This is a genomic window from Streptomyces sp. E-08 (assembly GCF_049913095.1).
In the GTDB taxonomy this organism is placed as follows: domain Bacteria; phylum Actinomycetota; class Actinomycetes; order Streptomycetales; family Streptomycetaceae; genus Streptomyces.
On the sequence record NZ_CP183971.1, the window covers coordinates 1,688,425 to 1,703,196 of the forward strand.

Annotated in this window: 12 protein-coding genes; 3 read left to right on the plus strand and 9 right to left on the minus strand. The window is 71.4% G+C overall.

Features of this window, described 5'->3' with window-relative positions; translation table 11 throughout:
• Nucleotides 1-5: 5 nt before the first annotated feature.
• Nucleotides 6-449: a DUF948 domain-containing protein gene (locus tag ACN9MM_RS07670; RefSeq protein WP_426362929.1), complete on the minus strand. Its 444-nt coding sequence runs from the start codon at nucleotides 447-449 to the stop codon at nucleotides 6-8.
• 157 nt (nucleotides 450-606) lie between these two features.
• Between ACN9MM_RS07670 and ACN9MM_RS07675 the strand changes: the two genes are divergently transcribed.
• A complete protein-coding gene (locus ACN9MM_RS07675; RefSeq protein ID WP_426362930.1) occupies nucleotides 607-2,847 on the plus strand; it encodes an ATP-binding protein in 2,241 nt (746 codons plus the stop codon).
• A gap of 33 nt (nucleotides 2,848-2,880) precedes the next feature.
• On the opposite strand, the gene rpsD is transcribed toward ACN9MM_RS07675, so the two are convergent.
• The 5 genes from rpsD to ACN9MM_RS07700 form a co-directional block, all read right to left on the minus strand.
• The gene (rpsD, locus tag ACN9MM_RS07680) at nucleotides 2,881-3,495 is read right to left on the minus strand and encodes a 30S ribosomal protein S4 (RefSeq protein ID WP_015032311.1); all 615 of its coding nucleotides are present in this window, start codon (nucleotides 3,493-3,495) and stop codon (nucleotides 2,881-2,883) included.
• A 350-nt stretch (nucleotides 3,496-3,845) separates the two neighbouring features.
• A complete protein-coding gene (locus tag ACN9MM_RS07685; protein ID WP_382867144.1) occupies nucleotides 3,846-5,198 on the minus strand; it encodes a replication-associated recombination protein A in 1,353 nt (450 codons plus the stop codon).
• 42 nt (nucleotides 5,199-5,240) lie between these two features.
• The gene (locus tag ACN9MM_RS07690) at nucleotides 5,241-5,867 is read right to left on the minus strand and encodes a vitamin K epoxide reductase family protein (protein ID WP_426362931.1); all 627 of its coding nucleotides are present in this window, start codon (nucleotides 5,865-5,867) and stop codon (nucleotides 5,241-5,243) included.
• Between the two features lie 132 nt (nucleotides 5,868-5,999).
• Nucleotides 6,000-7,262 (minus strand): histidine--tRNA ligase, encoded by a 1,263-nt coding sequence (hisS, locus tag ACN9MM_RS07695; protein ID WP_426362932.1) that lies wholly within the window; start codon nucleotides 7,260-7,262, stop codon nucleotides 6,000-6,002.
• Between the two features lie 8 nt (nucleotides 7,263-7,270).
• Nucleotides 7,271-7,978, minus strand: coding sequence for an MBL fold metallo-hydrolase (locus tag ACN9MM_RS07700; RefSeq protein WP_116161998.1), 708 nt, complete (start codon nucleotides 7,976-7,978; stop codon nucleotides 7,271-7,273).
• Between the two features lie 173 nt (nucleotides 7,979-8,151).
• Between ACN9MM_RS07700 and ACN9MM_RS07705 the strand changes: the two genes are divergently transcribed.
• Both ACN9MM_RS07705 and ACN9MM_RS07710 read left to right on the plus strand, forming a co-directional pair.
• The gene (locus ACN9MM_RS07705) at nucleotides 8,152-8,955 is read left to right on the plus strand and encodes a peptidylprolyl isomerase (protein WP_426362933.1); all 804 of its coding nucleotides are present in this window, start codon (nucleotides 8,152-8,154) and stop codon (nucleotides 8,953-8,955) included.
• 218 nt (nucleotides 8,956-9,173) lie between these two features.
• The gene (locus ACN9MM_RS07710) at nucleotides 9,174-10,403 is read left to right on the plus strand and encodes a DUF349 domain-containing protein (RefSeq protein ID WP_426362934.1); all 1,230 of its coding nucleotides are present in this window, start codon (nucleotides 9,174-9,176) and stop codon (nucleotides 10,401-10,403) included.
• 70 nt (nucleotides 10,404-10,473) lie between these two features.
• On the opposite strand, the gene ACN9MM_RS07715 is transcribed toward ACN9MM_RS07710, so the two are convergent.
• The 3 genes from ACN9MM_RS07715 to secF all read right to left on the minus strand — a co-directional run bounded on the left by ACN9MM_RS07715 (nucleotide 10,474) and on the right by secF (nucleotide 14,771).
• A complete protein-coding gene (locus ACN9MM_RS07715) occupies nucleotides 10,474-12,936 on the minus strand; it encodes a RelA/SpoT family protein (protein WP_426362935.1) in 2,463 nt (820 codons plus the stop codon).
• Nucleotides 12,937-13,155: 219 nt separating this feature from the next.
• The gene (locus ACN9MM_RS07720; protein ID WP_426362936.1) at nucleotides 13,156-13,707 is read right to left on the minus strand and encodes an adenine phosphoribosyltransferase; all 552 of its coding nucleotides are present in this window, start codon (nucleotides 13,705-13,707) and stop codon (nucleotides 13,156-13,158) included.
• Entirely contained in the window at nucleotides 13,704-14,771 is a 1,068-nt protein-coding gene (secF, locus tag ACN9MM_RS07725; protein WP_426362937.1) for a protein translocase subunit SecF, read from the minus strand. The genes ACN9MM_RS07720 and secF overlap by 4 nt, the downstream gene beginning before the upstream one ends.
• Nucleotide 14,772 lies beyond the last annotated feature (1 nt).

Below are 14,772 nucleotides of genomic sequence, written 5' to 3' on the forward strand. Positions count from 1 at the left end.
GCGGCTCAGCCCTTCTGCTTCCGGCGTCGCGAGGACGGCACGGTACGGCCGACGATCACAGTACGGCGGGCGGCGGGAGCGGCCTGCGGCGCGTCCTCCGCCGCGCGGCCCCGGCCGAGCGCCCTGCGGACGCCGTAGCCGAAGGCGGCCACCTTGACGAGCGGGCCGCCGAAGGTGGAGGCGACGGTCGTGGACAGCGCGGAGGCGTTGGAGGTGACCTCCTGGACGTCCGAGGCGATGGCGTCGACCCGGTCGAGCTGGGTCTGTGCCGAGCGCACGGTCGCGGAGGCGTCCGCCAGCAGGGGAACGGCCTGTTCGGTCACGTCCGCCACCAGCCGGGTGGTCGCCCTGAGCGTCTGCGCCAGCCTCACCAGCACCACGGCGAGGAAGGAGACGAGGATCGCCCAGAACACGGCCACCAGGATCCCGGCAACCTCTCCACCGGTCACTGTGCACCGCTCTCTGCTGTCGTTGGCCTTGTGAAAAGTCGTCCCCCGACCCTATCGCGCCCGGGCTGTCCTGCCGTACCGCATTACCGCCCGTGGGACGGGAGTTACGGGAACCCGATTGTACGGAGCGCGCGCGGGTGAGTACGCTCCGTGTCCCATGCGACGGAGCAATCTCCCGGCGGAGCTGAACCGGTTCGTCGGACGGACCGCCGAGCAGGCCGCACTGACGGCGCTCCTCGGGACATCCCGCCTGGTCACGGTCGTGGGGGTCGGCGGGGTCGGCAAGACACGGCTGGCGCTTCGGGCTGCCGCGGGGGCGCAGAAACGCTACGGCGAAGGGGTCCGGCTGGCCGAGCTCGCGCCCCTGCGCGACCCCGAGCTGGTCGCGTACGCCCTGGTCGAGGCGCTCGGCCTGACCGACCACACGCCGAGGCCCCCGCGCGAGGTGCTGGTCGAGCACCTCGCGGAGCGGCGGATGCTGCTGGTGGTGGACGGTTTCGAGCACTTGGTGGAGAGCTGTGCGCCGCTGGTGCGGGAGCTCCTGGCCCACGCGCCCGGGCTCACCGTGCTCGCGGTCGGCCGCAGGCCCCTGCGGGTGGCGGGCGAGGCCGTGTTCGCGCTGGCCCCGATGGGCGAGGCGGACGCGGTGACGCTGCTCGCCGAGCGGGCGGCGGAGGCGGGCGCGCCGGTGACGGGCACGACCCCCGCGGGCGCGCCGGTGGGGTCCGCGGACCCCGGCTCCCCGGATCTTCCGGACGCGGGGACGGCCCTGGAGCCCGGCGCCGAGGCCGTGCGGGAGCTGTGCCGGCGGCTCGACGGCATCCCGCTCGCCCTCGAACTGGCCGCCGGCCGCCTGCCCCTCCTCTCGGTCGAGCAGATGCTGCACCGTCTCGACGACCGCTTCCGGCTCCTGACGGACGGCGAGCGCGGGGTGCTCCCCCGCCATCAGACGCTCCGCACCGCGATCGGCTGGAGCCACGAGCTGTGCACCCCGGAGGAACGGCTGCTCTGGGCACGGCTCTCGGTGTTCGCCGGCCCCTTCGACCTGGAGGCGGTGGAGTACGTGTGCGGCAGCCGGGAGCTGCCGCCGGAGCGGGTCCTCGACCACCTCGGGGGTCTGATCGCGCAGTCCCTGGTGTCGCGGGAGGACACCCCGGCCGGTCCCGCCTACCGGCTCCTGGACACGGTCGCCGCGTACGGGGCGGAGTGGCTGGCGGCGCTCGGCGACACCGAGCGGATGCGGCGACGGCACCGCGACTGGTACATGGGGCTCGCCACCTGGTGCGAGCTGGAGTGGTTCAGCCCCCGCCAGCCGGAGGTGGCGGCCCGCACGGACGCGGCGCTGCCCAATCTGCGGGCGGCGCTCGACCTGTGCCTCGAACTCCCGGAGGACGCCCACCTCGCCCAGCACCTGGCGGGCACGCTGTGGTTCGCCTGGGTCGGCTGCGGCCGCCTCTCGGAGGGCCGGCACTGGCTGGAGCGGGCGGTCGCGCTGGAGTCCGGGCACGAGGAGGCGCGGCTCAAGGCGCTGTGGGTGCTCGGGTACGTGTCGGTCCTGCAGGGGGACGGCACGGCGGCGGTGGCGGCGCTCCACGAGTGCGGGGAGCGGGCCCGTTCCTCGCGGAACGCGCTGGCGGAGGCGTACGCGACGCACCGGATGGGCTGTCTGGCGCTGCTCTCGGACGATCTGCCGCGGGCCGAGTCGCTGATCGGGCGGGCGCTCGACTCCTACCGGGAGCTCGGCGAGCTGAACAGCAACGTGCTGATGGGCCAGGTCGAGGTCGCGATGGCGAGAGCCTTCCGGGGGGACCTGGCGGGGGCCGTCGCGATCTGCCGGGAGGTCCGGGAGGTCTGCGAGGAGCGCGGGGAGCTCTGGACCCGGGCCTACGCCCTCTACGTCCTGGCGTACTCGGCGTGGACCCGGGACGCGTACGGGGAGGCGCGGGAGCTGCTCACCGAGTGCGTCTCGATCCATCACACCTTCCGTGACCTGGTCGGTCTCGTCCTGGCGATCGAGCTGCTCGCGCTCGTGACGGTCAGCGAGGGGGACGCGGCGGAGGCGGCGGTGCTCCAGGGGGCCGCGGTGCCGGTGTGGGACACGGTGGGCATCCGGCTCTTCGGCTCGGAGGCGTTCGACGGGCCGAGGGCGCTGTGCGAGCAGCGGGCGGAGGAGGCCCTGGGCGCGGAGGCGTTCGGCGTCGCGGTCCAGGAGGGCCGGCGTCTGCCGCTCGACGCGGTCGTGGAGCGGGCGCTCGCCGCGCGCCGGGATCCGGCCGCGGGCGACCCGGCGGACGCGGCGGCCCCCCGCCCGTTCCGTACGGCCGGGTCGGCGCGGGTCCCGGGAACGCGGAAGCCCGCCGGCTCCCCCACCGGTAAGGGCGGGGAGGCGGCGGGCTGAAACCGCGGGTGCGGTACTACGCCTTGGCTGGGATCAGCGGGCGTAGTACTCGACGACCAGCTGCTCGTCGCAGATGACCGGGATTTCCTTGCGGTTCGGGTCGCGGTCGAGACGGAAGGCCAGGGCCTTCAGGTTGACCTGCAGGTAGCGCGGGGTCTCGCCGTCGGCGGCGAAGCCACCCTCGCGGGCCATCTCGAACAGCGGCTTGGTGCGGCTGCGCTCGCGGACCATCACGACGTCGTCGGGACGGACGCGGAACGACGGCTTGTCGACCTTGCCACCGTTGACCTGGATGTGACCGTGCACGACCATCTGGCGGGCCTGGTAGATGGTGCGGGCGATGCCCGAACGCAGGACCAGGGCGTCGAGGCGACGCTCGAGCTCGACGACCAGCGCCTCGCCCGTCTTGCCCTCGGCCTTCTTGGCGCGGTCGTAGGCACGCGCCATCTGGCGCTCGCTGATGTCGTACTGGGCGCGCAGACGCTGCTTCTCGAGCAGACGGACCTTGTAGTCCGAGTTCTGCTTGCGGCCACGGCCGTGCTCGCCCGGCGGGTAGGGGCGGGCCTCGAAGTACTTGACGGCCTTCGGGGTCAGCGCGATGCCGAGGGCACGCGACTTCTTGACCTTGGGACGGGACTGGTTCGGCATGAACCAACCTCTCTCATTGATACGAAAACGGCTTCACCAGGGTTAGGGGAGGTCGCATCCGCAGCCGGGAAACCCACCGGGTCCGCACAGGGCGGACCTGCCGGGCAGCCGCTCCCAGGTCTGGGCACATACGTGCAGCACGCGAACGACCCACCGCCGCTCCCGGGAATCCGGGTGGTGATGGGTGGCCCGCGACACCTTCGAAGGTGCGCGACGCTCCTGGAAACCCCGCCCGGGGGCCGGGTCTCCCGCTGACTGTCCCGTTCTGGTGTGCCGACCGGGGCCGGACACGGGACGCAGCAATCCGGACCAGTGTACCGGGTCCGCGGAGCGCGATCGCACGGCCGGGGCTACTCGGCGCCCTTCAGACGGGCCCGGACGCGCTCCACCACGTCCGCGTACCTCGCCTCCGCCCCGTAGCGCGTGGGCTCGTAGTACTGGCGGCCGTGGATCGTGTCCGGGGCGTACTGCTGGGCCGCGATCCCGCCCGGTACGTCGTGCGGGTACACGTACCCCTGGGCGTGGCCGAGTTTGGCCGCGCCCTTGTAGTGGCCGTCGCGCAGATGCGGCGGGACGGAGCCCGCGAGGCCGCCCCGCACGTCGGCGAGGGCGGCGCCGATCGCGGTCGTCGCCGCGTTCGACTTGGGAGCCAGTGCGAGGGCGATGGTCGCGTGGCTCAGGGTGAGGGCCGCCTCGGGGAAGCCGATCATGGCGACCGCCTGGGCGGCGGCGACGGCGATCGGCAGCGCGTGGGGGTCGGCGAGGCCGATGTCCTCGCTCGCGGAGATCATCAGTCGGCGGGCGATGAAGCGCGGGTCCTCCCCCGCCTCGATCATCCGCGCCAGGTAGTGCAGGGCCGCGTCCACGTCCGAGCCGCGGATCGACTTGATGAGGGCGCTGGCCACGTCGTAGTGCTGGTCGCCGTCCCGGTCGTACTTCACGGCCGCGCGGTCGACGGTCTCCTCGACGGTCTGGAGGGTGATCTCCGGCTCGCCCTTGGCGATCGCCGCGCCCGCCGCCGCCTCCAGTGCCGTCAGGGCCCGCCGGGCGTCGCCGCCGGCGACGCGCAGGAGGTGGGCCTCGGCGTCCTCCGGCAGGGTCACCGCGCCGCCGAGTCCCCGCTCGCCGGTGAGCGCCCGGGCCATCAGGCCCTTGAGGTCCTCGTCGGTCAACGGCTCCAGGGTGAGGAGCAGCGAGCGGGAGAGGAGCGGGGAGATCACGGAGAAGTAGGGGTTCTCGGTGGTGGCGGCGATCAGCGTCACCCAGCGGTTCTCGACGGCCGGCAGGAGCGAGTCCTGCTGGGCCTTGGAGAAGCGGTGGATCTCGTCGAGGAAGAGGACGGTCTCCTTGCCGTAGCCGCCGACGGCGCGCCGGGCGCCGTCGATGACGGCCCGGACCTCCTTGACGCCCGCGGTGATCGCGGACAGCTCCACGAAGCGCTTGTTGGTGGCCTTCGAGACGACGTACGCCAGGGTCGTCTTCCCGATCCCCGGCGGGCCCCAGAGGATGACGGAGGAGGCGCCGGCGGGGCCGCCGTCCCCGTCCCCCACGAGTCGGCGCAGCGGCGAGCCGGGCTTGAGCAGGTGCTGCTGCCCCACCACCTCGTCGAGGGTGCGGGGGCGCATCCGGACGGCCAGCGGGCTGCTGGCCGGGTCCTTCTCCTGGCGGTCTTCGGCTGCTGCGGTAAAGAGGTCGGGCTCCACAGTCATGAAGCCTAGGTCACCGCACCGACAGTCCGGTCTCCGTCAGCTGGTCCAGAAGTCCCACCAGCGGGTGAGGATCAGCATGCCGATGATCCCGATGTGCAGGACGGGCAGGATCCAGGTGAACTCGTCGAAGAAGGTCTTCAGGCCGCCGGGGGCGGGGATCACGCCGAGGCGGACGTTGTGCGAGGTCACGTACCAGAACATGACGATGGTGGCGACCCAGGCGAGGCAGCACCACAGGCAGAGCGAGTTGATCTCGTACAGCGACTGGTACATCAGCCAGGTGCAGAAGCCGACGCCGAAGAGGGTGCCGGCGTTGAGGCCGAGCCAGTACCAGCGGCGGTAGCGGGCTCCGGCGAGCAGGCCCACGCCGATCGCGATGACCATGGCGTACGTCACGAGGCCGAGCATCGGGTTCGGGAAGCCGAAGACCGAGGCCTGCTCGCTCTTCATGATGTTGCCGCAGGACACGATCGGGTTGAGGCTGCACCCCGGCGTGAAGTCGGGGTCCTCGAGGAGCTTGAACTTGTCGATGGTGATGACCCAGGCGGCGAGCAGTCCGGCCGCTCCGGTGATCACGAGGAGCCAGGAGAAGGCCCGGCTCGCCCCGATCGTGCCGCCGCCGTCCCGGCCGGAGCCGACCTCGTCCACCGCTGCCTTCGCCATGTCACCTTTTCCCTCGCTCGACCGGCCTTGTGGGCAGGGTCATTCTGCAACACCGACCTGCGGTCCGGCCGTTCGCGGGAGATAAGGAAGGGCCCGGACCGGGGTGCGGTCCGGGCCCTTCCTCACGGTGGATCAGGCCAGCTTGGCGCGTACGGCGTCCACGAGGGCGTCCAGGGTGACGGCCTGCTGCTCTCCGGACTCCATGTCCTTGAGCTGGACGACGCCCTCGGCGAGGTCGCGCTCGCCGGCGACGACGGCGAGGCGGGCTCCCGAGCGGTTGGCGTCCTTCATGGCGCCCTTGAGGCCCTTGCCGCCGAAGGAGAAGTCTGCGGCGACTCCGGCCCTGCGCAGCTCGGTGACCTTGCCGAAGAGGAGACGGCGGGCCTCCTCGCCGATGGCGACGGCGAAGACGCTGGTGGCGGCGGGGATGTCGAGCTCGACGCCCTCCGCCTCCAGGGCGAGGACCGTGCGGTCCACGCCGAGGGCCCAGCCCACCGACGGCAGCGCGGGGCCGCCGATCATCTCGGAGAGGCCGTCGTAGCGGCCGCCGCCGCCGACCGCCGACTGCGAGCCGAGACCGCCGTGGACGAACTCGAAGGTGGTGCGGGTGTAGTAGTCGAGGCCGCGGACCAGCTTGGGGTCGTCCTCGAAGACGACGCCCGCCGCGGTGATCAGGGCGCGCACCTCCTCGTGGTACGCCTTGCACGCGTCGCACAGGTAGTCGCGCAGGAGCGGCGCCTCGGTCAGCTGCTTCTGCACGGCCTCGCGCTTGTCGTCGAGGACGCGCAGCGGGTTGATCTCGGCGCGGCGCAGGGTGTCCTCGTCGAGGTCGAGCCCGCGCAGGAAGGTCTGGAGGGCCTCCCGGTAGACGGGGCGGCACTCCTTGTCGCCGAGCGAGTTCAGCAGGATGCGGAAGTTCCGCAGGCCGAGGGAGCGGTAGGCCTCGTCGGCCAGGATGATCAGCTCGGCGTCGAGGGCCGGGTCCTCGGCGCCGATGGCCTCGGCACCGACCTGGGAGAAGTGCCTGTACCGGCCCTTCTGCGGGCGCTCGTAGCGGTAGTACGAGCCGGAGTACCAGAGCTTGACCGGCAGGTTGCCCTGCTTGTGGAGGTTCGCCTCCAGGGCGGCGCGCAGCACGGAGGCGGTGCCCTCGGGACGCAGGGCGAGCTTGTCGCCGCCCTTGGTCTCGAAGGCGTACATCTCCTTGCTGACGATGTCGGTGGACTCGCCGACGCCGCGGGCGAAGAGGTTCACGTCCTCGAAGCCGGGGGTCTCGACGTAGCCGTAGCCGGACTTCCGCAGGGGTCCGGAGATCGCGTCCCGGACCGCCAGGTACTGGGCGGAGTAGGGCGGGATCAGGTCGTACGTGCCCTTGGGGGCCTTGAAGGTGCTCACGTGAGTCGTCACATTCCTCGTCGGGGAGCGTCCGTGCTCCCGAGGCCGGCGGCCACGTCCCGCAGATAGGGGTTGGTGGCGCGCTCCTGGCCGATGGTCGTCTGGGGACCGTGTCCCGACAGCACCACGGTCGAGTTGTCGAGCGGCAGGCACACGCGGGCCAGCGACGCGAGCATCTCGTCCATGTCACCGCCGGGAAGGTCGGTGCGTCCGATGGAGCCGGCGAACAGCAGATCCCCGGAGAAGAACACGGAGGGGATCTCCGTGGTCTCGGGCATCCGGAAGGTCACCGACCCCTTGGTATGACCGGGCGCGTGGGCGACGGAGAAGTCGAGACCGGCGAGCTTCAGCTGCGCGCCGTCGGTGAGCTCGCGCACGTCGTCGGGCTCTCCCACGGTCAGCTCGCCCATGAGGGGCATCCCGATGGAGCGGCCGAGGGCCTTCTCCGGGTCGCTCATCATGTAGCGGTCGGACGGGTGGATCCACGCGGGGACGTCATGGGCGCCGCACACCGGAACGACGGAGGCGACGTGGTCGATGTGTCCATGGGTGAGGACGACGGCGACGGGCTTGAGCCGATGCTTCTTCAGCGTCTCCTCGACACCCTGGGCGGCCTGGTGGCCCGGGTCGATGATCACGCACTCCTCGCCTGCGGCGGGGGCGACCAGATAGCAGTTGGTCCCCCAGGCCCCGGCGGGGAACCCGGCAATCAGCACGTTCGTCCTTAGTTGTCGTCCGGCACGGAGGCGCGGAATTCGCGGAACCCGCGGAAATCGCAGAATGCGGCAGATCAGAGCCTACCGGCGGTGCCGGTTCCACAGCCAACCCGTATACGGTACGGGCACATCCGGCCAGGACAGGAACAGACGAGCGACAAGGAGCGGACCCGGTGGTCACCAGCGATCAGCGACGGCGGCAGCTTGCCAGGGAGAAGTACGCGCGGCAGCAGCAGCGTCGGGAGGAGACCCGGCTCAAGGCGAAGCGCCGCAACACCGTGGTCGCGGCCGCGCTCGCGGTGGTGCTGGCGGCGGGCGCCGCCGTGTACGCCTCCGTGGAGCTGACGGACGACTCGTCGAAGGGCTCGCCCGGCGCGGCGGGCGACCCGACGGGCACGCCCAGCACCCCGGCGCCCACGGAGAGCGAGTCGGCGGGCCCCGAGCCGAAGCTGACCGTGGACCAGAAGGCCACGTACGCGATGGCCCTCAAGACGAACGAAGGCGAGATCACGATCACCATGGACGCGGCGAAGACGCCGCACACGGTGAACTCCTTCAAGCACCTCGCCGACAAGAAGTACTTCGACGGGACCAAGTGCCACCGCCTCACGACCCAGGGCATCTACGTGCTCCAGTGCGGCGACCCCAAGGGCGACGGCACCGGCGGCCCCGGCTACACGATCCCCGACGAGAACCTGACCGCCCTCGGCAAGGCGGGCGCGGACGGCACGGTGACCTTCCCGGCCGGCACCGTCGCCATGGCCAACACCGGGCAGCCGGGCACGGGCGGCTCGCAGTTCTTCCTCGTCTACAAGGACACCAAGCTGCCGCCGAGCTACACCCCCTTCGGGAAGATCGACGCGGCCGGACTCAAGGCGGTCCAGGACGTGGCGAAGGCGGGCGTCGACGGCGGTGCCACGGACGGCGCCCCGAAGAAGCCCGTCACCGTCGAGAAGGCGACCGTCGCGAAGAAGTGAGCCCGCGCGCCGAAGTGAGCCCGCTCGTCCGCACGCGCGCGCGACCGCCGAATCTCGGTCGCGCTGAGTGCGGACAGCCGGGCCGCGGTTCGCCTAGATTGGCGTTGTGCAGCGTGGGCCGTCGGCCGCGCTGCGGAAGGCGGGCGAGGCCCGCCGGGAAACTGTGGACGATGCCCGGGGGGTACGACCCCGCGACGGCATCATGGTGAGGAGGCGCTGTGAGCAGCGACCCGTGGGGCCGCGTCGACGAGACGGGCACCGTGTACGTGCGGACGGCCGAGGGCGAGAAGGTCGTCGGATCGTGGCAGGCCGGCACCCCTGAGGAGGCCCTGGCCTACTTCGAGCGCAAGTACGAGGGCTTGGTTGTCGAGATCGGCCTCCTCGAGAAGCGGGTGAGGACCACCGACCTCTCGGCGAAGGACGCCACCGCGGCCATCGAGCACATCCGGCACCAGGTCGACGAGCACCACGCCGTCGGTGACCTGGCCGCGCTCGCGACCCGCCTGGACAAGCTCGTCGAGTCGGTCGACTCGCGCCGCGAGGAGCGCAAGGCCCAGAAGGCCAAGCAGACCGACGAGGCGCGCTCCGCCAAGGAGAAGCTCGTCACCGAGGCCGAGGAGCTGGCCCAGAGCGAGCAGTGGCGCTCCGCGGGCGAGCGGCTGCGGGCGCTCGTGGACACCTGGAAGGGCCTCCCCCGGCTCGACCGCAAGTCCGACGACGAGCTGTGGCACCGCTTCTCGCACGCCCGCTCGGCGTTCTCGAAGCGCCGCAAGGCCCACTTCGCGTCCCTGGACGCCCAGCGCGAGGACGCCCGCAAGGCGAAGGAGCGCCTGGTCGCCGAGGCGGAGTCGCTGTCGAACTCCACCGACTGGGGCAACACGGCGGCCCGCTACCGCGAGCTGATGGCGGACTGGAAGGCGGCCGGCCGCGCCCAGCGCGAGCACGAGGACGACCTGTGGAACCGCTTCCGCGGCGCCCAGGACGTCTTCTTCGCGGCGCGCGGTGAGGTCTTCGCCGAGCGGGACGCGGAGCAGACCGAGAACCTCAAGCTGAAGGAGGAGCTCGCGACCGAGGCCGAGAAGCTGGTGCCGGTGTCGGACCTGAAGGCGGCGCGCGCGGCCTTCCGTTCCCTCAACGAGCGCTGGGAGGCCATCGGCCACGTCCCGCGTGACGCCCGTCCCAAGGTCGAGGGCCGGATGCACACGGTGGAGCGGGCGATCCAGGAGGCCGAGGAGGCCGAGTGGCGCCGGACGAACCCGGAGGCGCGTGCGCGTGCCGCGGGTCTGACCGGTCAGCTCCAGGACGCCGTCGAGAAGCTGCGCAAGCAGGTCGACGCGGCCCGCGCCGCCGGCAACGACGCCAAGGCCGACAAGCTCGCCCGCGAGCTGGAGGGCCGCCAGGCGCTGCTCGACCAGGCCCTGAAGGGCCTGGAGGAGTTCGGCGGCTGACGCCTCGGTTCTCCCGCTGTACGAGGAAGGCCCCCGGCATCGCGCCGGGGGCCTTCCTCGTGCGGACCGGCTACGGCCTGCGGGCCGAGGTCACTCGGTAGACGTCGTACACGCCCTCCACGCCCCGCACGGCCTTCAGGACGTGCCCCAGGTGCTTCGGGTCGCCCATCTCGAAGGTGAAGCGCGAGGTGGCCACCCGGTCGCGGGAGGTCTGGACGGCCGCCGACAGGATGTTGACGTGCTGGTCCGAGAGTACCCGGGTGACGTCCGAGAGGAGTCGGGAGCGGTCCAGCGCCTCGACCTGGATGGCGACCAGGAAGACCGAGGACTGGGTCGGGGCCCACTCGACCTCCAGGATCCGCTCCGGCTCCCGGGACAGCGACTCGACGTTGACGCAGTCGCTGCGGTGAACCGATACGCCACTGCCCCGGGTGACGAACCCGATGATCGGGTCGCCGGGCACCGGCGTGCAGCAGCGTGCCAGCTTCACCCAGACGTCCTCGACGCCCTTCACGACGACACCGGGGTCGGCGCTGGAGCGCCGCTTGGAGCGGCCGCGGGTCGGCGGGGCCGTCTCGTCGATGTCCTCGGTGGCGGCCTCCTCGCCGCCGAGCGCCTGGACCAGCTTCTGCACGATGGACTGGGCCGTGACATGGCCCTCGCCGATCGCCGCGTACAGCGAGGAGATGTCGCTGTAGCGCATCTCGTGGGCGAGGGTGACGAGGGAGTCGCCGGTCAGGATCCGCTGGATCGGCAGGTTCTGCTTGCGCATGGCCCGCGCGATGGCGTCCTTGCCCTGCTCGATGGCCTCGTCGCGGCGCTCCTTGGAGAACCAGGCGCGGATCTTGTTCCGGGCGCGCGGGGACTTGACGAAGCCCAGCCAGTCGCGGGAGGGCCCGGCGCCGGCGGCCTTGGAGGTGAAGACCTCGACCAGGTCGCCGTTGTCGAGGGTCGATTCGAGCGGCACGAGCCGCCCGTTGACCCGCGCCCCTATCGTGCGGTGGCCGACCTCGGTGTGGACGGCGTACGAGAAGTCGACGGGGGTGGCGCCGGCGGGCAGCGCGATGACGTCGCCCTTCGGTGTGAAGACGAAGACCTCGTTGCGGGAGAGGTCGAAGCGCAGGGACTCCAGGAACTCGCTGGGGTCCTCGGTCTCCTTCTGCCAGTCGAGGAGCTGGCGCAGCCACGCCATGTCGTTGAGGTGGTCGTCCTTGCCGGTCCTCTTCGGCACGTCGGCGCGGACCTTGGAGGCGCCGGCGACGGCCTCCTGCTTGTACTTCCAGTGCGCGGCGATGCCGTACTCGGCGCGCCGGTGCATGTCGAAGGTCCGGATCTGGAGCTCGACGGGCTTGCCGTTGGGACCGATGACCGTCGTGTGCAGCGACTGGTACATGTTGAACTTGGGCATCGCGATGTAGTCCTTGAACCGGCCGGGGACCGGGTTCCATCGCGCGTGGACGGTGCCGAGGGCCGCGTAGCAGTCGCGGACGGTGTCCACGAGGACGCGGATGCCCACCAGGTCGTAGATCTCCGCGAAGTCACGGCCGCGGACGATCATCTTCTGGTAGACGCTGTAGTAGTGCTTGGGGCGGCCGGTGACGGTCGCCTTGATGCGGGCGGCGCGCAGGTCGGTCTGGACCTCGTCGGTCACTATGGCGAGGTACTCGTCCCGCTTGGGGGCGCGCTCGGCGACGAGCCGGACGATCTCGTCGTACATCTTGGGGTAGAGGATCGCGAAGGCGAGGTCCTCCAGCTCCCACTTGATGGTGTTCATGCCCAGCCGGTGGGCCAGGGGCGCGTAGATCTCGAGGGTCTCGCGGGCCTTCTTCTCCTGCTTCTCCCGCTTGAGGTAGCGCATGGTGCGCATGTTGTGCAGGCGGTCGGCGAGCTTGATGACCAGGACGCGCGGGTCCTTGGCCATGGCGACGACCATCTTGCGGACGGTCTCGGCCTGGGCGGCCTCGCCGAACCTGACCTTGTCGAGCTTGGTGACGCCGTCGACGAGCAGGGTGACCTGGTCGCCGAAGTCGCGGCGCAGGTCCTCCAGGCCGTACTCGGTGTCCTCGACGGTGTCGTGGAGCAGCCCGGCCATCAGGGTCGCCGGATCCATGCCGAGCTCGGCGAGGATGGTGGTGACGGCGAGCGGGTGCGTGATGTACGGGTCGCCGCTCTTGCGCTTCTGGCCGCGGTGCCAGCGCTCGGCGACCTGGTAGGCCCGCTCGACCTGGCGGAGCGTCGCGGTCTCGATCTTGGGGTCGTTGGAGCGGACGATCCGCAGCAGCGGTTCCAGGACCGGGTTGTACGGGGAGGAGCGCTGCACGCCGAGCCGGGCCAGGCGGGCCCGGACGCGGTTCGACGAGCCGCCGGAGCGGGCGGGCGCGGGCCGCTCGGGGGCGGCGGGCGCGGGGGCGGGCGCAGCAGGCGTGGGCCTGGTCTCCGCTGGCTTGTTCTGGGGCGTGCCGGTCCCCGGCGCGGCCTTCTCGGCCTTCGGGTCGGGCTGCGCGGCGGAGAGTGACTGGGCCTCGTCTGGCAAGAAGCGCTCCTCTGCGGGTCCCCCCGGACGGAGTCTGGGGGAGGTTCCGGGTCCCCCGGTCAGGCCCGGAAAGGCCATCGTATCGAGCCAACTGTGCCCGTGCTCACGCACCCGGGTTTCGGACGCCTCCCGCACGGGCAGCGCGGGGGCCACGTCGGAAGAACGCGAAGGGGCGCCCCGGGGATTCCCCGGAGCGCCCCTTCGGGGTGAACCCCGATGTCAGACCGTGATCAGCGCCGTGAGCGGGGCGCCGGACAGGGCCGGTTCCAGTCGGGCGCGGCCCGGGAGGAAGCCGAGTTCCATGAGGACGGCGACGCCCGCGACCTCGGCGCCCGCGCGGCGGATCAGCTCGACGGAGGCCTCGGCCGTGCCGCCGGTGGCGAGGACGTCGTCGATGACCATGACGCGGTCGCCCGCGGCCAGGTCCTCGGCGTGCACCTCGATCTCGGCGGTGCCGTACTCAAGCTCGTAGGCCTGGCGGAGCGTGGCCCCGGGGAGCTTGCCGGCCTTGCGGACCGGGATGAAGCCCAGGCCCGCGCGGACGGCCACCGGGGCGGCCAGGATGAAGCCGCGGGCCTCCAGGCCGACGATCTTCGTCGCGCCGTGCGCGGAGCACAGCGCGGCGAGGGCGTCGGTCAGCGCCGTGAACGCCCCCGGGTCCGCGAGCAGCGGCGTGATGTCCTTGAACAGCACGCCCGGCTTCGGATAGTCGGGTACGTCACGGATGCGGCTGAGCAGGAGCTCGGTGACGTCCTGGGCCTCGGCGGTCATCCTCGGCGCTCCTGGGCGCCGCGACGGCTCGCCCGGGGGCCGACGACGGCGGCCTCGGCGAGGTCGTCCAGCTCGTCCGGCGCCTCGCCCTTGGCCGCGGCGCTCGCGCGCTTGGCCATGATGCGCTTCCTGAGCGCCTTGATCGACGGCTCGCGCTCCTTGAGATCGGCCACGAGCGGGGTGGCGATGAAGATCGAGGAGTACGCGCCGGCGGCGAGGCCGACGAACAGCGACAGCGAGATGTCGTTGAGCATGCCCGCGCCGAGGACGCCGCCACCGATGAAGAGCAGGCCGGCGACCGGCAGCAGCGCGACGACGGTGGTGTTGATCGAACGGACCAGGGTGCCGTTGATCGAGCGGTTGGCCATCTCGCTGTAGGTGAAGCGGGTCTGCTTCGTGATGTCCTTCGTCTGCTCCTTGAGGGAGTCGAAGACGACGACGGTGTCGTACAGCGAGTAACCGAGGATCGTCAGCAGACCGATGACCGTACCCACGGTGACCTCGAAGCCGACCAGTGAGTAGATGCCCACCGTGATCGTGAGGTCGTGGATCAGGGCGATCAGCGCCGCGACCGCCATTCTCCACTCGAAGGCGATGGCCAGGTAGATCACCACGAGGATCATGAAGACCCCGAGACCGGTCCAGGCCTTGGTGGCGATCTGCTCACCCCAGCTCGGGCCGACGAGCTCGGCCGCGATCTTGTCCTCGGGGAGCTTCAGGTCCTTGGCGAGCTCCGCGCGGACCTGGTCGGACTTGGCGGTGTCGAGGCCGCCGACCTGGATGCGCAGGGAGCCGTTGCCGAGCTTCTGGACGATCGCGTCGTGGCCGGAGGCCTCTTCCGCGTACTCCTGCGCCTGGCTGACGGAGACTTCCGACTTCGGGGTGGTGAAGACGGCGCCGCCCTGGAACTCGATGCCCATGTTCAGGCCGCGGACTGCCAGGGCGACGATGGCGGTGATGGTGATCAGGATGGACAGGCCATACCAGATCTTGCGGTTGCCGATGAAGTCGTAACCGACCTCACCGCGGTGGAGCCGGGCGCCGAGATCGCCGAGCTTCGACATC

Excerpts from the sequence above, each read along its gene's own strand:
- secF (WP_426362937.1), bottom strand. The coding sequence starts at position 14,771 with ATGTCGAAGCTCGGCGATCTCGGCGCCCGGCTCCACCGCGGTGAGGTC.
- ACN9MM_RS07690 (WP_426362931.1), bottom strand. The coding sequence starts at position 5,867 with ATGGCGAAGGCAGCGGTGGACGAGGTCGGCTCCGGCCGGGACGGCGGC.
- ACN9MM_RS07720 (WP_426362936.1), bottom strand. The coding sequence starts at position 13,707 with ATGACCGCCGAGGCCCAGGACGTCACCGAGCTCCTGCTCAGCCGCATC.
- ACN9MM_RS07675 (WP_426362930.1), top strand. The coding sequence starts at position 607 with ATGCGACGGAGCAATCTCCCGGCGGAGCTGAACCGGTTCGTCGGACGG.
- rpsD (WP_015032311.1), bottom strand. The coding sequence starts at position 3,495 with ATGCCGAACCAGTCCCGTCCCAAGGTCAAGAAGTCGCGTGCCCTCGGC.